Annotated in this window: 24 protein-coding genes, 1 tRNA gene and 1 riboswitch; of the genes, 14 read left to right on the forward strand and 11 right to left on the reverse strand. The window is 67.0% G+C overall.

Annotated elements, in window-relative coordinates:
- The first annotated feature begins 91 nt into the window (after window positions 1–91).
- The gene (gene trxB, locus ACIGCK_RS12285) at window positions 92–1,048 is read left to right on the forward strand and encodes a thioredoxin-disulfide reductase (RefSeq protein WP_396666399.1); all 957 of its coding nucleotides are present in this window, start codon (window positions 92–94) and stop codon (window positions 1,046–1,048) included.
- Window positions 1,049–1,107: 59 nt separating this feature from the next.
- A complete protein-coding gene (trxA, locus tag ACIGCK_RS12290) occupies window positions 1,108–1,431 on the forward strand; it encodes a thioredoxin (protein WP_330170759.1) in 324 nt (107 codons plus the stop codon).
- A 70-nt stretch (window positions 1,432–1,501) separates the two neighbouring features.
- On the opposite strand, the gene ACIGCK_RS12295 is transcribed toward trxA, so the two are convergent.
- The 8 genes from ACIGCK_RS12295 to rpmH form a co-directional block, all read right to left on the reverse strand.
- On the reverse strand, window positions 1,502–2,542 hold the full coding sequence (locus ACIGCK_RS12295; RefSeq protein ID WP_396666400.1) for a ParB/RepB/Spo0J family partition protein: 1,041 nt from the start codon (window positions 2,540–2,542) through the stop codon (window positions 1,502–1,504).
- Window positions 2,542–3,489 carry a ParA family protein gene (locus tag ACIGCK_RS12300; RefSeq protein ID WP_396666402.1) on the reverse strand — a complete coding sequence of 316 codons (948 nt, stop codon included), beginning with the start codon at window positions 3,487–3,489 and terminating at the stop codon, window positions 2,542–2,544. The genes ACIGCK_RS12295 and ACIGCK_RS12300 overlap by 1 nt, the downstream gene beginning before the upstream one ends.
- Window positions 3,490–4,229: 740 nt before the next feature.
- Complete coding sequence (gene rsmG / locus ACIGCK_RS12305; RefSeq protein WP_396666404.1) at window positions 4,230–4,862, reverse strand: 16S rRNA (guanine(527)-N(7))-methyltransferase RsmG; 633 nt, start codon at window positions 4,860–4,862, stop codon at window positions 4,230–4,232.
- 21 nt (window positions 4,863–4,883) lie between these two features.
- Window positions 4,884–5,402 (reverse strand): protein jag, encoded by a 519-nt coding sequence (locus tag ACIGCK_RS12310; RefSeq protein WP_396666405.1) that lies wholly within the window; start codon window positions 5,400–5,402, stop codon window positions 4,884–4,886.
- Window positions 5,403–5,446: 44 nt separating this feature from the next.
- Complete coding sequence (yidC, locus tag ACIGCK_RS12315) at window positions 5,447–6,559, reverse strand: membrane protein insertase YidC (protein ID WP_396666407.1); 1,113 nt, start codon at window positions 6,557–6,559, stop codon at window positions 5,447–5,449.
- 3 nt (window positions 6,560–6,562) lie between these two features.
- The gene (gene yidD / locus ACIGCK_RS12320; protein WP_396666479.1) at window positions 6,563–6,898 is read right to left on the reverse strand and encodes a membrane protein insertion efficiency factor YidD; all 336 of its coding nucleotides are present in this window, start codon (window positions 6,896–6,898) and stop codon (window positions 6,563–6,565) included.
- 23 nt (window positions 6,899–6,921) lie between these two features.
- Window positions 6,922–7,251 carry a ribonuclease P protein component gene (gene rnpA, locus ACIGCK_RS12325; RefSeq protein WP_396666408.1) on the reverse strand — a complete coding sequence of 110 codons (330 nt, stop codon included), beginning with the start codon at window positions 7,249–7,251 and terminating at the stop codon, window positions 6,922–6,924.
- Between the two features lie 8 nt (window positions 7,252–7,259).
- Window positions 7,260–7,397 (reverse strand): 50S ribosomal protein L34, encoded by a 138-nt coding sequence (rpmH, locus tag ACIGCK_RS12330; RefSeq protein ID WP_330170766.1) that lies wholly within the window; start codon window positions 7,395–7,397, stop codon window positions 7,260–7,262.
- A 313-nt stretch (window positions 7,398–7,710) separates the two neighbouring features.
- Between rpmH and dnaA the strand changes: the two genes are divergently transcribed.
- The 7 genes from dnaA to ACIGCK_RS12365 all read left to right on the forward strand — a co-directional run bounded on the left by dnaA (window position 7,711) and on the right by ACIGCK_RS12365 (window position 17,717).
- Window positions 7,711–9,153, forward strand: coding sequence for a chromosomal replication initiator protein DnaA (dnaA, locus tag ACIGCK_RS12335; RefSeq protein WP_396666409.1), 1,443 nt, complete (start codon window positions 7,711–7,713; stop codon window positions 9,151–9,153).
- Window positions 9,154–9,598: 445 nt separating this feature from the next.
- Window positions 9,599–10,747 (forward strand): DNA polymerase III subunit beta, encoded by a 1,149-nt coding sequence (gene dnaN / locus ACIGCK_RS12340; RefSeq protein WP_396666410.1) that lies wholly within the window; start codon window positions 9,599–9,601, stop codon window positions 10,745–10,747.
- Window positions 10,748–10,797: 50 nt separating this feature from the next.
- Window positions 10,798–11,967: a DNA replication/repair protein RecF gene (gene recF / locus ACIGCK_RS12345; RefSeq protein ID WP_396666412.1), complete on the forward strand. Its 1,170-nt coding sequence runs from the start codon at window positions 10,798–10,800 to the stop codon at window positions 11,965–11,967.
- Complete coding sequence (locus ACIGCK_RS12350; RefSeq protein ID WP_396666414.1) at window positions 11,960–12,445, forward strand: DUF721 domain-containing protein; 486 nt, start codon at window positions 11,960–11,962, stop codon at window positions 12,443–12,445. Before recF ends, ACIGCK_RS12350 begins: the two co-directional genes overlap by 8 nt.
- 122 nt (window positions 12,446–12,567) lie before the next feature.
- Window positions 12,568–14,601, forward strand: coding sequence for a DNA topoisomerase (ATP-hydrolyzing) subunit B (gene gyrB / locus ACIGCK_RS12355; protein ID WP_396666415.1), 2,034 nt, complete (start codon window positions 12,568–12,570; stop codon window positions 14,599–14,601).
- A gap of 134 nt (window positions 14,602–14,735) precedes the next feature.
- Complete coding sequence (gene gyrA, locus ACIGCK_RS12360; RefSeq protein WP_396666417.1) at window positions 14,736–17,309, forward strand: DNA gyrase subunit A; 2,574 nt, start codon at window positions 14,736–14,738, stop codon at window positions 17,307–17,309.
- A gap of 3 nt (window positions 17,310–17,312) precedes the next feature.
- Window positions 17,313–17,717 carry a DUF3566 domain-containing protein gene (locus ACIGCK_RS12365; protein WP_330170773.1) on the forward strand — a complete coding sequence of 135 codons (405 nt, stop codon included), beginning with the start codon at window positions 17,313–17,315 and terminating at the stop codon, window positions 17,715–17,717.
- 16 nt (window positions 17,718–17,733) lie between these two features.
- On the opposite strand, the gene ACIGCK_RS12370 is transcribed toward ACIGCK_RS12365, so the two are convergent.
- Window positions 17,734–18,456 (reverse strand): VIT family protein, encoded by a 723-nt coding sequence (locus ACIGCK_RS12370; protein WP_396666419.1) that lies wholly within the window; start codon window positions 18,454–18,456, stop codon window positions 17,734–17,736.
- 111 nt (window positions 18,457–18,567) lie between these two features.
- Between ACIGCK_RS12370 and ACIGCK_RS12375 the strand changes: the two genes are divergently transcribed.
- From ACIGCK_RS12375 to ACIGCK_RS12385, 3 genes are all read left to right on the forward strand, one after another.
- Window positions 18,568–18,644 (forward strand) — tRNA-Ile (locus tag ACIGCK_RS12375).
- A gap of 116 nt (window positions 18,645–18,760) precedes the next feature.
- Window positions 18,761–19,030, forward strand: coding sequence for a helix-turn-helix transcriptional regulator (locus ACIGCK_RS12380; RefSeq protein ID WP_396666420.1), 270 nt, complete (start codon window positions 18,761–18,763; stop codon window positions 19,028–19,030).
- Between the two features lie 69 nt (window positions 19,031–19,099).
- The gene (locus tag ACIGCK_RS12385) at window positions 19,100–20,263 is read left to right on the forward strand and encodes a tyrosine-type recombinase/integrase (RefSeq protein ID WP_396666422.1); all 1,164 of its coding nucleotides are present in this window, start codon (window positions 19,100–19,102) and stop codon (window positions 20,261–20,263) included.
- Between the two features lie 31 nt (window positions 20,264–20,294).
- Here the strand turns inward: ACIGCK_RS12385 and ACIGCK_RS12390 are convergent, their stop codons facing one another.
- Entirely contained in the window at window positions 20,295–20,891 is a 597-nt protein-coding gene (locus ACIGCK_RS12390) for a hypothetical protein (RefSeq protein WP_396666424.1), read from the reverse strand.
- A 277-nt stretch (window positions 20,892–21,168) separates the two neighbouring features.
- Here ACIGCK_RS12390 and ACIGCK_RS12395 point away from each other — a divergent pair, with 277 nt between their 5' ends.
- Together ACIGCK_RS12395 and ACIGCK_RS12400 are read left to right on the forward strand one after the other, a co-directional pair.
- A complete protein-coding gene (locus ACIGCK_RS12395; RefSeq protein WP_396666426.1) occupies window positions 21,169–21,957 on the forward strand; it encodes an AraC family transcriptional regulator in 789 nt (262 codons plus the stop codon).
- Window positions 21,958–22,037: 80 nt separating this feature from the next.
- Window positions 22,038–22,655 carry a LysE family translocator gene (locus ACIGCK_RS12400; RefSeq protein ID WP_396666427.1) on the forward strand — a complete coding sequence of 206 codons (618 nt, stop codon included), beginning with the start codon at window positions 22,038–22,040 and terminating at the stop codon, window positions 22,653–22,655.
- Window positions 22,656–22,859: 204 nt separating this feature from the next.
- Here the strand turns inward: ACIGCK_RS12400 and ACIGCK_RS12405 are convergent, their stop codons facing one another.
- Entirely contained in the window at window positions 22,860–23,675 is an 816-nt protein-coding gene (locus tag ACIGCK_RS12405; RefSeq protein ID WP_396666429.1) for a hypothetical protein, read from the reverse strand.
- A gap of 241 nt (window positions 23,676–23,916) precedes the next feature.
- A riboswitch (TPP riboswitch) is annotated at window positions 23,917–24,008 on the forward strand.
- Window positions 24,009–24,075 lie beyond the last annotated feature (67 nt).

Genomic DNA, 24,075 nt, shown 5'->3' on the forward strand with positions numbered 1-24,075 from the left:
TCCGAAACCGCGCCGGGGGCCTGGAATGGGCGCGGGCTACGATGTGTTGCACGCTGCTGAACGTCACGACAGCGCTGAGGAAGGAACACACGTGCGTCAGGTCATCATCATCGGCTCCGGTCCGGCGGGGTACACCGCTGCCATCTACGCCGCGCGCGCCAACCTCGAGCCGCTCGTGGTCGCCAGCTCCGTCGAGGCCGGCGGGGAGCTGATGAACACCACCGAGGTGGAGAACTTCCCCGGGTTCCCCGAAGGCATCCAGGGCCCTGAGCTCATGGACAAGATGCGCGAGCAGGCCGAGAAGTTCGGCGCCGAGGTGCTCTACGACGATGTCGTGGAGCTCGATCTCGACGGCCCCGCGAAGAAGGTCACGCTCGGCAGCGGTGCGGTGCACGAGGCATCCGCGGTGATCTTCGCGACCGGGTCCGCCTACCGCAAGCTGGGCCTGGAGGGCGAGGAGCGCCTGTCGGGTCGGGGCGTGTCGTGGTGCGCCACGTGCGACGGCTTCTTCTTCCGGGAGCGCACGATCGCCGTCGTCGGCGGCGGCGACTCGGCCATGGAGGAGGCGACCTTCCTCACGCGGTTCGCCTCGAAGGTGTACATCATCCACCGCAAGGACACCCTGCGTGCGTCGAAGATCATGCAGGAGCGGGCATTCGCCGACCCGAAGATCGAGTTCATCTGGAACGCCGAGATCGCCGACATCCTGGGCGAGGACGCCGTGAGCGGCGTCGTGCTGCGCTCCACCGAGGACGGCACGACTCGCGAGCTGCCCCTCGACGGTCTCTTCGTCGCGATCGGGAACGACCCCCGCACCCACCTCGTGCACGGCAAGCTCGAGCTCGCCCCCGAGGGCACGATCAAGGTCGACGGCCGTTCTTCGCGCACGACCGTCCCCGGTGTCTTCGCCGCGGGCGACGTCATCGACCCCACCTACCGTCAGGCCGTCACGGCGGCCGGCAGCGGAACGGTCGCGGCGCTGGATGCCGAGCACTTCCTGGCCGCGCTCGCTCAGGCGGAGCAGAAGGCCGACACCGCCGTCGCATAGGCGGAACAATTCCCGGCCGACGCGCGTTGGCCCCCGTGAACCCCGAACAAGGAGACATCATGACCGCCAAGGCCACCACCTCGGGCACCTGGGAGCAGGACGTGCTCCAGGCCGAGGGTCCCGTGCTCGTCGACTTCTGGGCCGAATGGTGCGGACCCTGCCGCATGGTTGCGCCCGTTCTCGATCAGATCCAGTCGGAGAACCCCGACAAGATCACGATCCTCAAGCTCAACGTCGATGAGAACCCCGATCTGGCCATGAAGTACCAGATCACGTCGATCCCCGCCATGAAGGTTTTCGAGGGCGGCGAGGTCAAGACGACGATCATCGGCGCGAAGCCCAAGTTCGCGCTCGAGCAGGACCTCAAGCCGTTCATCGGCTGACGACCTCCGAGTCACGAGAGCCCCGTCGACGCGTTGTCGGCGGGGCTCTCGTCGTTCTCGAGACGCGAGGTCAGACGGCGCCGTAGGCGTCCACGCCCATCTCTCCGATGATGCGATTGAGGTCCTGGATGGAAGCGAAATCGATCACGATCTGGCCTTTTTTTGCCGACAGAGAGATGCGCACGCGGGTGTCGAGCCGGTCGCCCACCCGTTCCGCCACCTCGTCGAGGTGACCACGGCGCGTGCCCGCCTGCGGCCGTGCGCGCTTGGAGTCGACGCCGCTTCTCGCGGCCGCCTCCGTGGCACGCACGGAGAGATCCTCGTTGACGACCTTGTCGGCCAGGCGCTGCATCGCGTCGCCGTCCTCGAGCGACAGGATCGCCCGTGCGTGGCCCGCCGACAGCACCCCGGCCGCGACCCGCTGCTGCACGGGAACGGGAAGGCGGAGAAGGCGGATGGTGTTGGAGATCTGCGGGCGCGATCGTCCGATGCGCGTGGCGAGCTCCTCCTGGGTGATGCCGAAGTCCTCCAGAAGCTGCTGGTAGGCGGATGCCTCTTCGAGCGGGTTCAGCTGAGAGCGGTGGAGGTTCTCCAGCAGTGCGTCACGGAGCAGGTGCTCCTCGGCCGTATCGCGGATGACGGCGGGAATGGACTCAAGCCCGGCTTCGCGCGCCGCGCGGGTGCGGCGCTCTCCCATGATCAGCTCGTACGTATCGGGCTGGTCGTCGCTCGGACGGACGACGACGGGCTGCAGCACGCCGAACTCCCGCACGCTGTGGATCAGCTCGGCGAGATCGTCGGCGTCGAAGTGCGTGCGGGGCTGGCGGGGGTTCGGGACGATCGAGTGCGGGTCGAGGTGGACGAGCCGCGCGCCGGGCACATCGACGAGCTCCTCCCCTCCCGCGGCGGCCGCGGCATCCGCGGTCCCGGATGCCGGGGCGTGGCCGTCGAGCGTCGGCGGGGCGATCACGTCGGTCGCGACCTCGTCGGCCGAGACGGCCGCTGTGCGCGATGCGCCGGGGAAGAACACATCCACGGGGCGCGACTCCGACTCGCTCGTGGGGATGAGCGCGCCGATACCCCGGCCGAGTCCTGTTCTTTTCGCGGGCATCAGCTCGCTCCTTCCTGCTGAGCGGTGCGTGCCGGGGCGGGCACACCTCGACGTGTGATCTCGACCGCGGCCTCGCGGTAGGCGATGGCGCCGGCCGACTGGCCGTCGTACGCGATGACGGTCTGGCCGAAGCTCGGCGCCTCCGACACCCGCACCGAACGCGGAATGACGGTGCGCAGCACCTGGTCGGCGAAGTGCGAGCGAACCTCCTCCGCCACCTGCTGGGCGAGCTTGGTGCGCCCGTCGTACATCGTCAGCAGGATGGTCGAGACGTGAAGAGGGGGATTCAGGTGCTTCTGGATCATGCGCACACTGCCGAGGAGCTGGCTGAGGCCCTCCAGCGCGTAGTACTCGCACTGGATGGGGATGAAGACCTCATCTGCGGCCGCGAACGCGTTGATCGTCAGCAACCCGAGCGACGGGGGGCAATCGATGATGACGAAGTGGAACGGCTCCTCCTGCGACGCCAGGAAGTCATCGAGGGCCGATCGCAGACGGTGCTCGCGCGCCACCTGCGACACCAGCTCGATCTCCGCGCCTGCGAGATGGATCGTGCTGGGGGCGCACAGGAGACGTGGCGATTCCGGGCTCTGCTGCACGATGTCGGCGAGAGGGAATTCGTCGATAAGCACGTCGTACACACTGGGCGTCTCCGCGGTGTGCACGACGCCGAGTGCCGTCGAGGCGTTTCCCTGCGGGTCGAGGTCGACGACGAGCACCTTCGCACCCAGTGATGCGAGCGCTGCCGCGATGTTCACCGTCGTCGTCGTCTTGCCGACCCCGCCCTTCTGATTGGACACGGTCATGATGCGCGTGTCGACGGGCAGATCGACGTCGACCCCCTCGAGGGCGCGGCGCCGGGCACTGAGGTCGGCCAGCTCCCGAGCGAGCGGGGTGTCATCGAGAGACGCGGATGCGGTGTGCTGCGCGCGCTCGGAATGTTCCACGTGAAACGCTCCACTACATGTTCGGGGACCTGAACCACTCTAAGCGCTCGCGCCGACGCCGCCCGCCAACCCGGAGCGTGCCGCACAGAACGCTCGGTGTTTCACGTGAAACGCGTGCGTCCCGGGTCGATCGGAGAGGTGAAGTGTCGCACCTCCGGATGTTTCACGTGAAACCTCGAGCGCGTTCCTCGTAGAGACGAACGCGCCGCGAGCAAGACCACATCCATCGCTGTTCGGCGATGTCGTCCCGCCGTGAAGCTTCCCGTGGTCCGCGGAACGCCGCCGCGAGCCGGATGTTTCACGTGAAACCGCCCCAATCACCCACGAGCAGCCGCCCGCATCGGCCCTCCGCCGCGCAGTGACGTTGCACGTGCAACACCCTCGTACTCGCGGGGCATCGTATTCACCGTCCGCGGGCTCGTCAGACTCCTGTGACGGTCGATCATGCCGGAAACCACCCGTTCCTCGCCGAGGCCCGTCAGCCGGCCGACCGCCACACTGGCCGATCTGCGGGCAGGCGGCGCGCACCGACGCAACGACCTCGAGGTGAACGCCGCCTCACTCGCCCCGTCACTGCACGCCGTCTTCCGTCGATGACGATGCTCATCCTGAGCCGGCGGACCTCCGGGTGAGTCCCACCCAACCCGGCGCGGCCACCCCGGTTTCACGTGAAACAACGGGACCGCGTGCCGGGGGGCGACCACCTCAGACACACCGGGGGTCTTTGTTCTCATCGCGGCTCAGAGCGGCAGTGTCGCCCTCACCACGCGCGTCGGCTCGGAGATGACACCCTCGCCGACGACCTCGACGCGGACATCCGTGAGCCGGAAGCGACGGATCTGCTTCTCCGCGGCACCGATCTCCGCCGCCGCCGCCGCGCCCTTGAGCAGCACGAGTTCACCGCCCGGGCGGGCGAGCGGCGCCGTCAGCGGAATGAGCGTGCGCAGGGCCGAGACGGCGCGGGCGGTCACCTGGTCGACCGAGGGCGCGGGGCGGAAGTCCTCCGCGCGACTGCGGACGACCTCGACGTTCTGCAGGCCCAGGTCGGCGGCCTGCTCCGTGAGCCAGGCGACGCGGCGCTCCATCGGCTCGATCAAGACCCACGAGATGTCGGGGCGAGCGATCGCGAGCACGAGCCCGGGCAGTCCGGCGCCCGACCCGACATCGCCTACTCGGCCCCCGGCCACGAACAGCGGTGCGATCACCGCGCTGTTCAGCACGTGCCGCGTCCACAGCCGAGGCAACTCGAGTGGTCCGATCAGGCCCCGCTCTTCGCCGTGCTGCGCGAGATTGGCCACGAAAGCACGAGCGACGTCGACGCGGTCGCCGAAAAACGCCGCGGCGGCGTCGGGTTCGATCTCGAGGTCGCTCATGGATGTTTCACGTGGAACGCGTCAAGCGCGGCGGATCACCGTGTGACGATCGGCGCCCTCACCGTACGACTCGGAGACGTATCCCCGCTCTGCGACGATGTCGTGGACCAACTTTCGCTCGTAGCTCGACATCGCCGGCAGCGACGCCTGTCCCGCTCCGTCGCCGAGGCGCTCGATGGCGCGGGCAACGAGCTGCTCGAGCTCGCTCTGGCGCGTGTCGCGCGATCCGCCGATGTCGAGGATCAGGCGCGAGAAGCGACCCGTCTTGCTCTGCACCGCGATGCGCGTCAGCTCCTGGAGCGCCCGCACCGTCTCGGGGTCTGAAAGCACACGAAGGGCGCCGGATCCCTCCTCGCTCGCCTCCACCGAGACGTATGCGCGGCCATCGCGTACGTCCAGCTCGATGTCGCCATCGAGGTCGGCGATGTCGAGCAGCTCCTCGATGTAGTCCGCCGCGACGTCACCCTCCTGCTCCAGGTGGGCCACCGTGGGCTCGTCGGCACCGGACTCCATGGTCTCGGCTCCAGATGTCGTCGTCATGATCGTCCTCTCACACTTCCGCTCTCGGGCAGGCTGTACTCGCGTCAGCGGGCCGCGGGGGCACTCGCGCCGCCGTCGGGGTCACCCGATGACGACGGTCCGCCGGCCCCACCCGCCGATGGCTTCGAGGGCGCCCCGCCCGCGGGCTTTCCGCCCTGCTTCTTGGCGCGCTGCTTGCTGACGGGCTGCTGCCGCTTGGGGGCTGCCGCCTTCGCCTTCTCGGCCTCGATACGCAGGCGCTCCTGCTCCTCGAGGTACTTGGACATGGGCACGACTTTGCCCTCGGCGTTGATCGCCTTGCCCTTGCGCGCGAGTCTCTCCTCGCGCGCCTTCGCGGCATCCGATCCCGGCGTCGGCATCTCGCGGATGACGATGAACTGCTGCACCATCGTCCAGATGTTGGAGGTGAACCAGTAGATGACGACACCGAGCGGGAAGAAGACGCCCGAGAAGATGAACGCCAGCGGCAGGATGTACAGCATGATCTTCTGCATCTGATACGCCTGGCCCGTCTTGGCCTCCGGCGACAGATTCTTCGAGATGATCTGCAGCTGAGTGAAGAACTGCGACACGATCATGAGGGCGACGAGGATCACCAGGATGACGATCGCCACCGTGTTGCTGCTCTCGACCGCGTTGATGAGGGTCTCGTGCAGCGACGCGACGCCGAACAGTCGCGCGTCGTAGAACTCCCGGGTCAGCTCGTTGTCGAGGAGCCCCACACCGCTGAAGTCCGGATTGGCCCCGATCTTCTGCACATCGTTCAGCACGGAGAAGAGGGCGAAGAAGATCGGCATCTGCACGAGCAGCGGCAGACAGCTCGAGACGGGTGTCGTGCCGTGCTTCTTGTACAGCGCCATCGTCTCGCGGCTCATGGCCTCCCGAGAGAGCTGGTCCCGCTTGCCTCGGTATTTCTCCTGAACTTTTCGCAGTTCAGGAGCGATTTCCATCATCTTCCGCTGGCTCTTGATCTGCCGGACGAAGAGGGGAATCAGCGCGGCGCGCACCACGATGACGAGGCCCACGATCGAGAGCACCCACGTGATGCCCTCCGCGGCCGGCAGACCCATGGTGGTGAACAGCCAGTGCCACGCGACGAGCACGAGCTCTACCGCCCATTTGAGCGGCCAGAGGATGATTCCGAAAAGATCCGGCACGGATCAGTCCTTTCTCGGGGGAGCGGGCACGACGAACCCGCGAGGGGTCAGCTCATGCCGGAAGCGCGGGTGGGCGGGCACGTCGTCGATTCCGCCGTGCGCCCAGGGGTGGCAGCCGGCCAGGCGGCGGGCTGCTCTGGCCGCACCGATGACGAGCCCGTGCTGCTGCACCGCACCCACGGCGTATGCGGAGCACGTCGGGTAGTACTTGCAGACATCGCCGTAGATCGGGGAGATCACGGCCCTGTAGGCCAGAAGGGCGGCGATGCCGAGGTTGCGCGGAGCGAGCGCGAGGGCCGTCAACCCGCGCGCGGGATCGAGGTGCGCATGACCCGTCATCGCGACGGGAAGCGGATCGCCCATCATGCCGCCCGCTCCAGGCATCGCCGCACCTCGGCGTGCAACGTGGCGTAGTCGGCGAGCGACGACGTCGGCAGGGCGCGGATGACGACATCCTTGCCCTCTCCGATCGCGGGAAGAAGAGCCCGACAGGCGGCCTTCAGCCGCCGCCGGACGGTGTTGCGCGTGACGGCGGACCCGACGTTCTTGGCGACGATGAAACCGAAGCGCACGCCGCCCCCCGCATGGGAGACGACGTGCGTCACGGTGTGGGCTCCCGCACAGCGTCTTCCCCGTCGTACCACATGGCGGTAGTCGAGTCCGCGGGTGAGGCGGTTCGCTCTGGAGAGCACCGGAGAAGTCAGGCCGAAATGGTGTCGCGCCCCTTGGCCCGGCGGGCCGAGAGGATGGCGCGGCCGGCGCGCGTGCGCATGCGGGCGCGGAAGCCGTGCTTCTTGGCGCGGCGGCGGTTGTTGGGCTGGAAGGTGCGCTTGCTCATAGTGTCACTCCGGGAGTCGTGTCACCGGGACGTGGGCGACCGGAGACGATATCTGGCGGGAGAAATGCCGCGAAGGCATAAGTCAACTTCGTAAGGATACGCCCTCGCTCGTTGCCGCCACAAACCGAGAGGGACGAACGGATCATTATCCCGAGCGGATCCACAGGATCGTGGAAGTGACACGCCTCGCCGTCCTATGGTGGATTTTGCGCCGCGGGGGTGCGTGGCTAGCGTGACCCGCGGCAGTTATCCACAGGTTCCGACGGTGTGCACGTCCCTGTGAGCCGATTCGCGATCCGACCCCGGGGGGCCCATGTCTCAGCACGATGTTCCAGATGTCTCCGTCTGGTCGGCTGTGCTGGATGTGCTGGCCTCGGACGAGCGCATCACCCCGCAGCTGCAAGGATTCCTCAATCTGGCCGTGCCGCAGGGAGTCATGGGCGGAACCCTCTATCTCGACGTCCCGAACGACCTGACCGCGGCGCAGTTCAACAAGCGAATGCGCACCTCCATCATGGAGGCCCTCGCGCACGTGGATCACAACACGGGCGCCGCGAGCTTCCGCGTCGTCGTCAACCCGGAGCTCGCGGACATCCACGTCTCGACGCGCGACAGCGACCCGGAACCGGAGCCCGCACCGGCGCCGGCCACGGCACCCCCCGCGGTCGGCGGTCTGCGCGCCTACGTCGACGCTCCGAGCGAACCCGCCTCGACATCGCGCAACGACACCCGCCTCAATCCGAAGTACACCTTCGACAATTTCGTCATCGGCCAGTCCAACCGATTCGCCCACGCCGCGGCCGTCGCGGTCGCCGAGGCACCGGCGAAGGCGTACAACCCGCTGTTCATCTACGGCGACTCGGGCCTCGGCAAGACCCACCTGCTGCACGCGATCGGCGACTACGCCATCAACCTCTACACCGGCATCAAGGTGCGGTACGTCTCGAGCGAAGAGTTCACGAACGACTTCATCAACTCCATCGCCAACAACCGAGGGTCCGCCTTCCAGGCGCGCTACCGCGATGTCGACATCCTGCTCATCGACGACATCCAGTTCCTGCAGGGTCGCGCTGAGACCCAGGAGGCGTTCTTCCACACCTTCAACACGCTCCACGACCATGACAAGCAGGTCGTGATCACGAGCGACGTGCCCCCCAAGCACCTCACCGGCTTCGAGGACCGCATGCGGAGCCGGTTCGAATGGGGGCTCATCACAGACGTGCAGGCGCCCGACCTCGAGACCCGCGAGGCCATCCTCCGCAAGAAGGCGCAGAGCGAGCGGCTCCACGTCCCCGACGACGTGCTCGAATACATCGCCACGAAGGTCTCGACCAACATCCGGGAGCTGGAGGGCGCACTCATCCGCGTCTCCGCCTTCGCCAACCTCAACCGCTCGCCCCTCGACGTGCAGCTCGCGCAGACCGTGCTCCGGGACATCGTCGACCAGGATGACGCGAACGTCGTCTCCCCGACCGACATCATCACCGCGACCGCGCAGTACTTCCAGCTGACCGTCGACGACCTGTACGGATCGAGCCGTTCGCAGGCGGTCGCCACCGCACGCCAGATCGCCATGTACCTGTGCCGCGAGCGCACGAACCTCTCGCTCCCCAAGATCGGGCAGCTCTTCGGCAACCGCGATCACACGACGGTCATGTACGCGTACAAGAAGATCAGCGACCTGATGAAGGAGCGACGCTCCCTCTACAACCAGGTCACCGAGATCACAACGCAGCTCGGCCGCAACGCCCGCTGAGAGCCATCGCCCTCGCGGCATCCGGAAGCCTCGCGCTTCGTCCCTCGGTGGTGCGTCCGCACCCTCCCGGGCCGCTATGATCGCGCGACTCGGTGGTGTGGATAACTTGTGGATAGATTCCCGGAACGCCGGAATCAGTGTGCACATCGGGGTGTGCCCTGTGGATAAACCGGCACGGCGACCGATCGTCCACAGGTCGTCCCACCACAGATATGCGAACCCGCTCCACATGTCACACGCGTGTAGTTCCCTACTCGCTCCGGCACTGGCGACGGTTGTCCACAGTTTCCACAGCTGTTAACACCGTTAACGAGAGAAGTCTTTAGGTAAGGGATTCCCATGACCTCCAGTCGGAGGGGCTCGAGCCTCGCGTCCCGCGTAACAGCACTCGCAACACGGCACTAGCATGGGTAAGCCCACCCCCAGGACGACAAGGGAGCGCCCCGTGAAGTTCCACGTCAACCGCGATGTCTTCAGCGAAGCGGTCTCCTTCGTCGTGAAGCTGCTTCCCCAGCGCAACCCCCAGCCGATCCTGGCCGGTGTGCTGATCGAGGCATCCAGCGACGGACTCTCGCTCGCCGCGTTCGACTACGAGGCATCCGCTCGCACCGTCATCGAGGCGACGGTCGATGAGCCGGGCACGATCCTCGTGCACGGGCGCCTGCTCTCCGAGATCGCCAATCGCCTTCCCAACGCGCCGATCCAGATCTCTCTCGACGACGAGGGCGGAATCCTCGTCACGTGCGGCTCCGCACGGTTCACCCTCCCCGCGATGCCGGTGCAGGAATACCCCGCCATCCCCGAGGTCTCGGCCGAGCCCGGGCTCGTGCCGTCGGAGGACTTCGCGACCGCGATCGCCCAGGTGGCCTTCGCGGCGTCGCGCGACGACGTGACCCCGGTCCTGACGGGTGTGCAGCTCGAGGTCACCGGAACGACCCTCAGCCTCGTCGCGACCGACCGCTACCGCGTCGCGCTGCGCGAGATCCCCTGGGACGGCGGCTCGGCGGTCGCCGAGGACGCCGCAGCCCTGGTGCCCGCACGTACCCTGCAGGAGGTCGGCAAGACCTTCGCCCACGGCAGCGACATCCGCATCGCCTTCTCCGGCTCGGGCGACCGGGAGATCATCGCCTTCTCCTCGGGGGAGCGCACCGTGACCTCGCTGCTCATCAAGGGCAACTTCCCGCCCGTGCGGCGGCTCTTCCCCGAGCAGAACGACCACTACGCCGTCGTGAACACGGCCGAGTTGGCCGAAGCCGTGCGCCGCATGCAGATCGTGCTCGACCGCTCCGCCCCGCTGCGCTTCACCTTCGGGCCCGACGGCGTGACGATGGATGCGTCGGGCGGCGACCAGGCACGGGCCTCCGAATCGGTGGACTCGCACCTGCAGGGCGAGGAGGTCGTGCTCGGCCTGAACCCGCAGTACCTGCTCGAAGCCCTCGCCGCCGTGCGCAGCGAGTTCGTGCGGATCACGTTCACGGCATCCGAGAACGCGAACAAGCTCTCGCCCGTGCTCATCACGAGCCAGACGTCGGTCGACCAGGCCGGCGGCGACACCTTCAAGTACCTGCTCCAGCCGAACCTGCTGCTGCGCTGACCGCGGGCGCAGGCCGGTGCGGCGTCGTCGCACGTCGTTAGGGTTGATCCGTGATCGTGGAGCATGTCAGCCTCGTCGACTTCCGCAACTATGCGGTCGCCGACGTCGCACTCTCCCCGGGCGCGAACCTCTTCGTCGGAAGCAACGGCCAGGGCAAGACGAACCTCGCCGAGGCGATCGCGTTCGTCGCCACCCTCGGCTCGCATCGCGTGTCGAGCGACCAGCCGCTCGTGCGCGCCGGCTCGGACGCCGCGATCCTTCGGGTGAGGGTGGCCCACGCGGGCAGGAGTGTCCAGCTCGAGGCGCAGATCAACCGGCAGGGAGCCAATCGGGCCCGCATCAACGGGTCCGATGTGAAGCCGTCCGAGCTGCCGAGGTATGCGCACGTGGTGGTGTTCGCGCCCGAAGACCTCGGCATCGTCCGGGGCGACCCCTCGGCGCGCCGCCGCTTCGCCGATCAGCTGCTCATCCAGCGCGCCCCGCGGATGTCGGCGGTCATCGCCGACTACGAGCGCGTGCTCCGGCAGCGGGGTGCGCTGCTCAAGTCCGCGCGTGCGCGGGGCATCCGGGGCGACGCGCTGTCGACGCTCGACGTCTGGGACGACAAGCTCGTCGCCCTCGGCTCCCAGCTGATCGACGCCCGGATCTCGCTCGCCGCCGACCTCGCGGGCCCGCTCGCCGCGGCCTACCGGCAGATCGCCGGCGAAGACCACGGTGCGGCGGCGGCGTGGGCGCTCTCCATCCGGGGGGGTGACCCGGAGGAGGGGGACGATGCGTCGGCCGATTCCGGCGAGGGCGCCACCCCCGACCTGTTCCGCCGAGCCCTCGCCGCCAAGCGCTCCTCGGAGCTCGAGCGCGGCGTGAATCTCGTGGGACCCCACCGCGACGACCTGCTCCTGCAGATCCGGGGTCTTCCGGTCAAGGGCTACGCCTCCCACGGCGAATCCTGGTCGGTCGCCCTCGCCCTCCGGCTGGCGTCAGCCCAGCTGCTGCGTGCCGAGTCGCGGGCCGGCGATCCCGTGCTGATCCTCGACGACGTCTTCGCCGAGCTGGATGCCGGGCGCCGGGCGCGGCTCTCGGAGGTGACCGCCGACTACGAGCAGGTGATCGTCACGGCCGCCGTGCTGGATGACGTGCCTGCCGATCTCCGGCGGCGTACCGTTCGCATCGAGGCCGGGACGATCCACGAAGACGCGGGATCCGGTGCCCCCGATGCCTGAGCACGACGACGAGGCCCCCCTCACGATCGCGACGTATCTCAGGCTGCGGGGGATCGCGGTGCCCAAGCGGCGCCGTCGTCGCCGGTTCGATCCAGACGACGAGAACGCACCCTTCACACCGGGCCGCGATCCACGAGGGCTCGCCGACGTCGTCGCCGACCTCACACGCGACGCGGGATGGAACACCCAGCTGGCCCGGGAGGACCTCGTGCTCCGGTGGGAGGAGGTCGCCGGCGCGCAGACGGCGGCGCACGCACACCCCGTGGCCCTCGTCGACGGCTTGCTGACGGTGCAGTGCGACTCCACGGCATGGGCCAGGCAGCTCTCCCTGCTGCGCGCGGAGATCGTCACCCGGCTCGTGCGCGCCCACCCCGAGGCGGGCATCGAAGCGGTGCGCTTCGTAGGCCCGGACGTCCCCTCCTGGAAATGGGGTCCCAGGACCATTCCTGGGCGCGGCCCGCGCGATACCTACGGTTGAGTGGGCATTTGGGGTGCCTCGTGCGATTCCATCGCGTCAGAGGGGCGATTCGGCGGCGTGAGCGGACTCCGCTCCGATAGGATGGGAAGGTCGCCTTCCCCCTACCTGGAGCGCCATCACCTATGACTTCCGATTCGCCCGACAGCGCCCCTGACAGCGGCCCCGCAGACGGCGCATCGGTGCCGAACGAGTACGGTGCGGATGCCATCCAGGTTCTGGAAGGGCTCGAGGCCGTCCGCAAGCGCCCCGGCATGTACATCGGCTCGACCGGGCCGCGGGGGCTCCACCACCTCGTGTACGAGATCGTCGACAACTCCGTCGACGAGGCGCTTGCCGGCTACTGCGACACGATCGATGTGACGATCCTCCCCGACGGCGCCGTCCGCGTGATCGACAACGGCCGCGGCATCCCCGTCGACATGCACCGCACCGAGGGCAAGTCCACGGTGGAGGTGGTGTTGACGGTCCTGCACGCCGGCGGGAAGTTCGGCGGCGGCGGATACGCGGTCTCGGGCGGCCTCCACGGCGTGGGCTCCTCGGTCGTGAACGCCCTCTCCACCCGCCTCGACGTGGAGGTGCGCCGGCAGGGCTATGTCTGGCGGCAGTCGTTCCGCGACGGCGGGGTCCCGCAGGCTCCGCTCGAGCGCGGCGAGGATTCCGAGGAGACCGGCACGACGATCACGTTCTGGCCCGATCCCGAGATCTTCGAGACCGTCGACTTCGACTACGACACGCTCCGCACGCGGTTCCAGCAGATGGCGTTCCTGAACAAGGGGCTTCGCATCGCGCTGCGCGACGAGCGCGAGGGCAGCGCCTTCGAAGACGACGTCGAGGGTCAGCTCGTCTCGCACCAGCCCTCCGACGAGTTCCTGTACGAGCGCGGCCTCGTCGACTACGTCGAGTACCTCAACCGGGTGCGCAAGGCGGAGCCGGTCAACGAGGAGATCGTGTCGTTCGAGTCCGAGGCATCCGATAACAAGATCGCGATGGAGATCGCGATGCAGTGGACGACGAGCTACACCGAGAACGTCTTCACGTACGCGAACACGATCAACACGCATGAGGGCGGCACGCACGAGGAGGGCTTCCGCGCGGCGCTCACGACCCTCGTCAACAAGTACGCGCGCGCCAACAACCTCCTGAAGGAGAAGGACGACAACCTCTCGGGCGACGACGTGCGCGAAGGCCTCACCGCCGTCATCTCCGTCAAGCTCTCCGAGCCGCAGTTCGAGGGCCAGACGAAGACCAAGCTCGGCAACACCGAGGCGAAGGCGTTCGTGCAGAAGGTCGTGGGCGATCAGCTCGGCGACTGGTTCGACCGACACCCCGCACAGGCGAAGAACATCATCCGCAAGTCGATCGATGCCGCCACGGCGCGCCTTGCCGCGCGGAAGGCGCGCGAGACGGCGCGCCGCAAGAGCGTCTTCGAGTCGGCGTCGATGCCCGACAAGCTCAAGGACTGCACGAGCAAGGACCCCTCGATCAGCGAGATCTTCCTCGTTGAGGGCGACTCGGCCGGCGGATCGGCCGTGCAGGGCCGCGACCCGCACACGCAGGCGATCCTCGCCCTGCGCGGCAAGATCCTGAACGTCGAGCGCGCCCGGCTCGACCGCGCCCTCGGCAACAACGAGATCCAGGCGATGATCCAGGCCTTCGGCACGGGCATCGGCGAGGAATTCGACATCGCCAAGGCGCGGTATCACAAGATCGTCCTCATGGCGGATGCCGATGTCGACGGTCAGCACATCACGACGCTGCTGCTGACCCTGCTGTTCCGGTACATGCGCGGACTCATCGAGGCCGGCTTCGTCTACCTGGCCCAGCCGCCGCTCTACCGTCTGAAGTGGTCGAACGCGCCGCACGAGTACGTCTACTCCGACCGTGAGCGCGACGCGCTGCTCGAGGCGGGCATCGCGGAGGGCAAGCGCATCCCGAAGGACAACGCCATCCAGCGGTACAAGGGCCTCGGCGAGATGAACGACAAGGAGCTGTGGGAGACCACGATGAACCCCGAGTCGCGCACCCTCCTCCAGGTGACCATCGACGACGCCGCGGCGGCCGACGAGATCTTCTCGACGCTCATGGGAGAGGATGTCGAATCCCGCCGTCACTTCATCCAGCGCAACGCCAAAGACGTCCGCTTTCTCGATATCTGATCGCCGCCATGCGTCCCGACCATCGCTTCGCCCCCGGTCCCGCGGCCGCGCCCCGCGGTCCGATTCGCGCCGAGCGATGACCGAGCGACACGAGACGACACGACACCGCCTCCCGGCTCCACGAAAGTGACACGATGACTGACGAAGAACGCCCCGACGTGACGCCGGAGCACGACCACGGCAGGATCGACCAGGTCGATCTGCAGTCGGAGATGCAGCGCAGCTATCTCGACTACGCGATGAGCGTCATCGTCGGGCGCGCCCTCCCCGACGTGCGCGACGGGCTCAAGCCCGTGCACCGGCGCGTGCTGTACGGCATGTACGACGGCGGGTTCCGCCCCGACAAGTCGTTCAGCAAGTGCGCCCGTGTCGTCGGCGAGGTGATGGGTCAGTACCACCCTCACGGCGACTCGGCGATCTACGACGCACTCGTGCGGCTCGTGCAGCCGTGGTCGATGAGATACCCGCTCGCGCTCGGCCAGGGCAACTTCGGCTCGCCCGGCAACCAGGGCGCCGCCGCCCAGCGATACACGGAGACGAAGATGTCGCCGCTCGCTCTGGAGATGGTGCGCGACATCGAAGAGGAGACCGTCGACTTCCAGGACAACTACGACGGCCAGACGCAGGAGCCCGTCGTCCTGCCCTCGCGGTTCCCCAACCTGCTCGTCAACGGCTCGGTCGGCATCGCGGTGGGAATGGCGACCAACATCCCCCCTCACAACCTCCGCGAAGTAGCCGACGGCGCGCTGTGGGCGCTCGATCATCCCGAGGCGGAGCACGAGGAGCTGCTCGAGGCGCTCATGCAGCGCATCAAGGGACCGGACTTCCCCACGTCGGCGCAGATCCTCGGAACCCGCGGCATCCACGACGCCTACCGCACGGGTCGCGGATCGATCACGATGCGCGCGGTCGTGAACGTCGAGGAGATCCAGGGCCGCACGTGCCTGGTCATCACCGAGCTGCCGTATCAGGTCAACCCCGACAACGTCGCCATCAAGATCCGTGATCTCGCCCGCGACGGCAAGATCACGGGCATCGCCGACATCCGCGACGAGACCTCGGGCCGCACGGGTCAGCGCCTCGTCATCGTGCTCAAGCGCGACGCCGTCGCGAAGGTCGTGCTGAACAACCTCTACAAGCACACCCAGCTGCAGGAGAACTTCGGCGCAAACATGCTGGCGATCGTCGACGGCGTGCCCCGCACCCTCGCGCTCGACGGCTTCATCACGCTGTGGATCGCCCACCAGATCGAAGTGATCGTGCGTCGCACGACCTTCCGGCTGCGGCGTGCCGAGAACCGGATGCACATCCTGCGCGGCTACCTCAAGGCGCTCGACGCGCTCGACGAGGTCATCGCGCTGATCCGCGCCTCGGCCTCGGCCGACGACGCCCGCGAGGGGCTCAAGGGCCTGCTCGACATCGACGACCTCCAGGCGCGGGCGATCCTCGAGCTCCAGCTGCGGCGCCTGGCGGCGCTCGAGCGCCAGGCGATCATCGACGAGGCCACCGCGCTCGAGGCGCAGATCGAGGACTTCCGCGACATCCTGGCCCGCCCCGAGCGCCAGCGAGCGATCGTGCGCGACGAGCTGAGCGAGATCGTCGCCAAGTACGGCGATGAGCGTCGCACCGAGATCCTGCTCGGCTTCGACGGCGACATGTCGATGGAGGACCTCATCCCCGAGGAGGAGATGGTCATCTCCGTCACGCGGGACGGGTACATCAAGCGCACGCGCAGCGACAACTACCGTTCGCAGCACCGCGGCGGCAAGGGGGTCAAGGGCGCCCAGCTGCGGGCGGATGACGTGGTCGAGCACTTCTTCGTCACGACGACGCACCACTGGCTGCTGTTCTTCACGACCAAGGGCCGTGTCTACCGCGCGAAGGCCTACGAGGTGCCGGAGGCCGGGCGCGACGCCAAGGGCCAGCACGTCGCGAACCTGCTCGCGCTGCAGCCGGGCGAGGAGATCGCGCAGGTGCTCGACATCCGCGACTACGGCGTCGCGACCTACCTCGTGCTGGCCACCCGCGGCGGCCTGGTGAAGAAGACGCGTCTCACCGAGTACGACACCAACCGCCAGGGCGGCATCATCGCGATCAGCCTTCGCGAGGGCGACGAGCTCGTCTCGGCCCTCCTCGTCGAGGCCGACGACGACATCCTCCTCGTCTCGCGGCACGGGATGTCGCTGAGGTTCACCGCCGACGACGACGCCCTGCGACCGATGGGGCGTTCGACCGCCGGCGTGAAGGGCATGTCGTTCCGCGGATCCGACAGCCTGCTGGCGGCGCGCGTCGCGCGCGAGAGCGTGGACGGCGGTCGCGGCTACGTCTTCGTCGTGACGGAGGGCGGCTACGCCAAGCGCACGTCCGTCGACGAGTACCGGGGACAGTCGCGCGGCGGGCTCGGCATCAAGGTCGCCAAGCTGAGCGAGGATCGGGGCGACCTCGCCGGTGCGCTCATCGTCGGCGACGACGACGAGGTCCTTGTGGTTCTTGCCAGCGGCAAGGTGGTACGCTCCTCCGTGGCCGAGGTGCCCGCGAAGGGTCGCAACACGATGGGTGTCGTCTTCGCCAGGCTCGGCGACGAGGATCGCATCATCGCGATCGCTCGCAATGGCGAACGGGGCATCGACGCGCAAGAGGCCGTCGCGCCCGTTGCGGAAGTGATTCCCGCAGACCTCGCCCCCGAGACGTCCCCCGAGGAGAGCTGACGTATGAGTAGTGTCGCCGACAAGCTGGCCAAGAAGTCCAGCCGGCAGACCAGTGCCAAGCAGGTGCGCCTGCGGCTGGTCTACATCGACTTCTGGTCGGCCGTGAAGCTGTCGTTCCTCGCGTCGGTCGCGCTGGCGATCGTGACCGTCGTGTCGTTCTTCCTGATCTACATGGTCGTGCAGACGACCGGACTGATCGCGCGGGTCGACGAGTTCTTCCGCAGCTTCTCGGAGAACGGCGTCTCGATCACCGAGTTCGTGGGCCTGCCCCAGGTGATGGCCTTCGCCGCGGTCGTCGCGATCCTCAACCTCATCGTCGTGACGGTGCTCGGTGCCGTCGTCGCGGGCATCTACAACCTCGCCGTCAAGGTGACGGGCGGACTGCTCGTCGGCTTCACGTCCAACTGATCACACGCCCGACTGGTCACACCATCACGGTCGTTCCCAGCAGGGAGCCGATCAGGAAGGTCGTGGCGAGGGCCAGCGCCCCGCCGATCACCAGCCGGATCGACGCCCGCAGCGGCCCCGTGCCCCCGAGTCGTGCCGACACGACGCCCGTCAGGGCGAGCGCGATGAGCACCGCGGCGAACGTCACGGGTACCCGCCAGTCCGGCGGGGGCACCAGGATCGCGAGCAGCGGCAGAAGAGCGCCGACGGTGAACGCGATCGCGGACGAGAAGGCCGCCTGCCACGGGCTGACCAGATCGCCCTGGTCGATTCCGAGCTCCACTTCCAGGTGGGCCGACAGCGCGTCGTGGGCGGTCAGCTCCCGTGCCACCCGCTCGGCGGTGTCGTCGGAGAGGCCTCGCGCGCGATAAAGGCCGGCGAGTTCCTCGAGCTCCTCCTCCGGCATGTCCCGCAGCTCCCGGCTCTCCTTGGCGATGAGCGCGCGCTCGCTGTCGCGCTGACTGCTCACCGACACGTACTCGCCGAGAGCCATCGAGGTCGCCCCGCCGACCAGGCCGGCCGCACCCGCCGTCAGCAACGCCGCGCTGTCGGTCGTTGCGCCCGCCACGCCGACGACGAGAGCGGCAACCGAGACGATGCCGTCGTTGGCGCCGAGCACGCCGGCTCGCAGCCAGTTGAGGCGGCGCCCGATCGCGCCGTCGTGCGCTTCGCCGGGATGCGCGCGTGGGGGGCCTGTCATGGGGGCCAGTCAACACCCACGCGGGGGCGGTTGTCCGCCGGCGGACCGGGAGAATCCGTGGCCACTCGATTCGAGAAATCGGCGGGGGTCCGGTAAAGTCTTGGAGGTTGCGGGGCTATAGCTCAGGCGGTTAGAGCGCTTCACTGATAATGAAGAGGTCCCAGGTTCAAGTCCTGGTAGCCCCACCATACAACGGCGGAAAGTCAAGGTTGCCCGTGATCATCACGGCAGGCAGACTTGATATACCCTCCAAAAACTCTCCACTTACTCCGACGCAACCGCCCGGATCCGACCACTTCGGTCGGTGAGCTCGACACAGCTCGGCACACCTCGAGTGGACGGTCTCGCGCACCTGTTCAGCATGGACGAGCAGGAAACCATCGACGGCCTCGAGCCACTCATCACCGTGCATCAACTGGCCCGCTACCTGGATGTGCCGGTGCAGCGGATCTACGACTGGCGGATAGCCGGCATCGGACCCCGCGGATACCGCTTCGGCCGAGAACTGCGCTTCACGCTTCCCGAAGTGCAACGCTGGATGGACGAACGAGCCGAGCCGACCGATGCGAGGTGAGCGACCATGGGTAGGCCACGCACAGCCATCGGCACATTCGGAGAGATCAGCACACGAACCGTCGGCGACGTGGTCATCGCCTCCGCCCGATTCCGAGACTGGGATGGAAAGGTGCGGCGGGTCGAGGCGCGCGGCTCATCGAAGAACGCAGCACGAGCAGAACTGAAGAAGCGCATGGCGAACCGCAGTGACCGGAGCATAGGTTCGGACGTGCTGACCGGGGACACGACCTTCCCAGAGCTTGTCGAGTTCTGGATCGAGGACATGGAGGGTGACAATCGACTGGCGCCCTCGACGAAGGACACCTATATCCGCAACATGCGCACCCTCGTCATGGGAGCATTCGAACACTACACGCTCCGAGAGATCAGCGTCAGCCGCGTCGACCAGTTCCTCAAACGCGAAGCGATGAAGAGCTACAGTCGGGCCAAGCACGCGAAGGTCGTGCTCGGGCTCGCCCTCGGTCTGGCGACCCGCTACGACGCAATGGTTCGCAACCCGGTGCCGCAAACGCGCCGACTGTACAAGCCCAAGGCCCAGCCGACGTCTCTCACGATCGAACAGGTGCAGAGCATCCGCTTCGCAGTGGCGAACTGGCGCCGCGGCGAAGGCCGCATGGGCCCTCGACCAGATGGACAGCTGGAAGTCATCATCGAAACGATGCTCGGCACCTCCGCACGGATCGGAGAGGTACTGGCCATCCGAATGTGCGACCTCGACCTTGAAGATGAAGTGCCGACGGTGAAGCTCTGCGGCACCATCGTGCACTTCAAAGGCCAAGGCCCCGTCCGCCAGGACTACCCCAAAACCGACTCCTCGCGACGGAGCATCGCGCTCCCACAATTCACCGTCTCCGCGATCCGTGAACTCTTGAAAACGCACCCGAGAACGACTGACGACGAGCTACTCTTCCAGACCAGAAATGGCACGCCGCACACAACGAACAACATCCGACGACGGCTGAGTACCATCCTGGAGGAGGCCGGGATCGAAGGAGTCACCCCGCACGCATTCCGCCGAACCGTCGCCACGACGATCCATCGCTCAGACGGGATTGCCCTCGCCTCAGAGACTTTAGGCCACAGCTCTCACGAGATCACGCGCACGCACTACATCGAACCCGAAACGAAGGTCAATCCGCGCAGCGCACAAATTCTCGACGAGTTCCTCTCCCCCGATTCCACTCAGAATGCAATCGACAAGTCAGAGGGAAAGGAACGGGAAGCAGCCTGACACCACACAGGCCAATGGTGCGGCACCGGCATCAGCTGTGATGCTGCGCTGCGCGCGCGGCTTCCTTCGCTGCCTCGGCGGCTGCGCGCTGTTGCACGTCGTCGACGACAAAGTTGACGAAGTCCTCGTCACGATCCACGATCATCTCTTCGTCGCCGTCGTCGACGGGGTCTTCACCCGGCCAGGTGGTCTGCCGTGTCGGACGGTCCCGGTCGAGCTTACTGCCGTTGATCGTGACCCAGTTCCGGAGCCGGGCGCACGCTGCGGCGAAGTCAGCGTGCCACAGCAGCGGTGCCGAACCATCCCGGGTCGGGTGGTAGCAGGTGAGCCAATGCGTGTGGAGAGCGGAGAGCTCCCAGATGAGTTCCCAGTGCCGGTGCCACATTGGCGGGATCGTCGCCGCGGGGAGCCCGTAGGTGGCTCGGAGCCAGTTCACCCAACCGTTCAGGAGCATCCATTCTTCTTCGGCCTGGTGCGCGGTGATGAGGTTCCAGTTCACGGGTGATGGCGGAGGAGCTGGCGGCTGAAATGTCGGTTCTGCGACGGGCGTCTCCGCTCGCTTGAATGGTTCGGGTTCGGGCTGGTCAAGCTCCGGGATGTCGTCTGGGTCGAACGCGTCGTCGGCCATGTCGGTCCTCCTCGCACACAAGCGGATGCGCAGGAAGGTGCCCCGTCGTTCCCAACGACTCGGCCGACAATGCTCAGCACGTCGTGACAGGCCGCAGCGAAGTGCGTCCCGTGCGTCAGGGGGTGTGAAGCGATGCTCCGCGTGATGCGCGTCGGAGCAGGAACCCGCCGAGCGTGAGAAGCATGAGGGCGGTGAAGGCATCTGCGGAGAGCAGCGCGTACCCTGGGAGAGAGAGCCGGTTCAGCGAAGGCGCAACAGGCGATGAGGAGGTGCGCGGTTGGTTGAGTTTGTGCGGCACGCTGGGCTCCCGCATATCGAAGCGCGGCGGTCTTGTCAGGAGAACTCTTGCTATCGACCGCATGCGCACGATGCGTTCTCAGTCGGGATCATCGAAGCGGGAACTTCGGTGTTCGCGGGGTCGCTCGGCGGCAGTGTCAGGCTCGAACCTGGCGATGTCATCGTCATCGCGGCCGGTCAGGTGCATCAGTGCAATCCCAACGACGGTTCCTGGCGGTACCAGATGATCCACATGGATCAAGAATGGGCAACCGCTCTGGCCACGACCGAGCGTGCGACGGCGTTGTTCTCTGGGATCACTGTGCTGCGCCGCTCGGACCTGCATCACGATTCCCGCGCGTGGAGCGACCTCATCTTCGCAGGCGCGTCTGCCGAGCGTATCGAGAGCAGTTTCCGGGAGCTCGTGGGCGAGCTCGGCGATGCCGCGCCGGAGCATACGGTCGTGAGCGACACCGACGTGCAGTTACTCGAACGGCTGCGTCCCGTGCTTGATCGGCTCCGGGATGATGAATCGAACCCGAGTCTCGATGAGTTGGCTGTGCTTGCTGGGTTCACGAAGTACCAGCTGGTTCGCGCGGTCAAGCGCGCCACGGGGCTCGCGCCGTTGGCGTGGCGGCAGAACGCCCGCATCGCGCAGGCGCGTCACATGCTGCGCGCGGGGCACCCTATCGCCGACACCGCGCACGAGTTGGGTTTCACCGATCAGAGCCACTTCCACCGCGTGTTCCGCGCCCATGTCGCCGCGTCGCCCGGCGCGTACCGGGCGTGAGCGCAAGAACGTACAAGACCCGCCCGCTCCCTCATTCCGATACTTGACGAGTCCGCCGTCACGGAGTCGCAGGGAGTGGTGTGGAGCAGTTTGTCGCGGTTGCCGTCGCGCACTTCCTGGCCCTGCTGATCCCCGGCGTCGATTTCTTCCTCATCGCCCGCACGGCGATGACCAGCGGATGGCGGGCCGCGACTGGCGCCTGCCTGGGGATCGCGACCGCGAACGGTATCTTCATCGCCGCCGCGTTCTCCGGTCTCTCCCTGATCTCCCACCCGACTGTGCTCGCCGTGATCCAGCTCGCGGGAGGCGTGTTCCTGCTGCACATCGGTGTCGCGTTCATCCGCTCGAAAGCCCGCTTCGATCCCGACCAGAAACCGGGAATCGCGCAGGCGACCTGGATGAAGAACTTCGGCCTCGGCATCGCCTCGGGGCTGCTGAATCCGAAGAACGCGCTCTTCTACCTCAGCCTCGCCGCCGCACTTGCCGGTGCACCGCCGTTGACGCTTATCGTCTACGGAGCGTGGATGTTCACTATCGTGCTCGCCTGGGATGTGTTCGTCGCGATCGCACTCGGCTCCCAGCGCGCCCTGACCCGGCTGGGACGGATCGTTCCCTGGCTCACCAGGGCCGCTGGAGGTTTCCTCGTGCTCTTCGGACTCGGCATGATCGCCACCATCTCCCTGCAACTCCTGACGTAAACGCGCGGCGTGCTTCCCGGGAACATGCGCAACATGCCGTTTACGTCGACAGGTGCAGAGACACCCCATGAGGCTCTGGCGGCTCCATACTCCGCGTCTCTGTTCCCAACGAGTCCGGAGGCAAGCAGCATCACCACTTCAAAGCCAGCAATTCGGCAGCACGTTGAGCGCAAGAGCCTCAGACTGGATCGGCCGTGCTCGTGCTTACAGAGGGGAATCGATGTGCCAGCCTCGTTGCGGCGGAGCGTCGTGAGCGAGGATGTCGCCGATGAGTCTGAGAGCAGTCGGGATCGTCACGGTGTCGCGGTCGGGGTATTCGTCCTCTTGCCCGTTCTCGAGCGCATATCCGCGGCTCAGCCCCTCGGCCTCGGCGTCGATCGCATGACCCGCCGTGTCTCCGGGGCCGGTGAGCATGACCATGACCCGCTGCCGGTTCGTCACCAGATGCAGCACCATCCCGGTGTCGGATTCGAGGATCATGGTGAGCTGCCCGGCCGCCATCCGGTTGATGAACAGCGTCTGGATCTCGGAGATCGTGAGCGGTCGGTCCTCGGCACCGTCCAGCCGCCATGTCGACACGCGACGATCCTGCGCACTCGCGCCTGCGGTTCGTTCTTCGTCGGGAATGCGGATCGAGGGGAAGCTGCGGGCGAAGCGCGTCCGGAGCGTATCGGACTCGTGAAGCGCCGCGCTCGCCGCGCCGCGGCGGATGGTGTCGTGGCGGAATCTCTCGAACCGGGCGTAGGCGATCCCGACAACCGCCTTCTCCTCTCGGGATGAGAGCGGTGATGCTGGCAAGAACCCGACCAGGTCGCGCCAGCCCCTGAGCAGTTCGTGCTTGTGCTCGACATCGGTGAGGTCGATGAGGTAGCCGGGGAACTCGTCGGACTGCTCGAGGACCAGGTAGATCCAGCCCGTGAACTCGTCCAGGGTGACCGCGCCCGCGGTGAGGCAGGACAGTGCGAAACCGAGATCCTCGGAATCGTCACGCGTCACGCGCCAGGAATGCTCATCGACCATGACTCAACGCTATCGAAAGGGGATCTCTAGAATGGGTGGCATGGATACGGCGAGGGTCGACGGCTGATGGCTGCGCCCGCGTCGCTCAAGCCACGCAACACCGAGAACTGGGTGCGTTACTCTGCGTAGCACCTCGTCAACGTAACGGTATTGACAGCCGTCGGTCACGGCGTTCGCACGTCTGAGCGGAGTAGTTCCGCGCCGCGTTCGCCCCTCGAAGATGATTTTTGGCTATGGTGGATGTGTAGACACGGGGTGCCCGACGCGGGCTGAGATCACACCCGGGAACCTGATCGAGTTCGGACTCGCGGAGGGATGTCGATGAGCGACGCTATGCAGGCACACTTACAGGTGCTGGCGGGCACTCCCGTTTCCAGGCTCGACACGAGCGAGAGATGGA

This window comes from Microbacterium sp. NPDC078428 (genome assembly GCF_044542535.1).
Taxonomy (GTDB): Bacteria; Actinomycetota; Actinomycetes; order Actinomycetales; family Microbacteriaceae; genus Microbacterium; species Microbacterium limosum.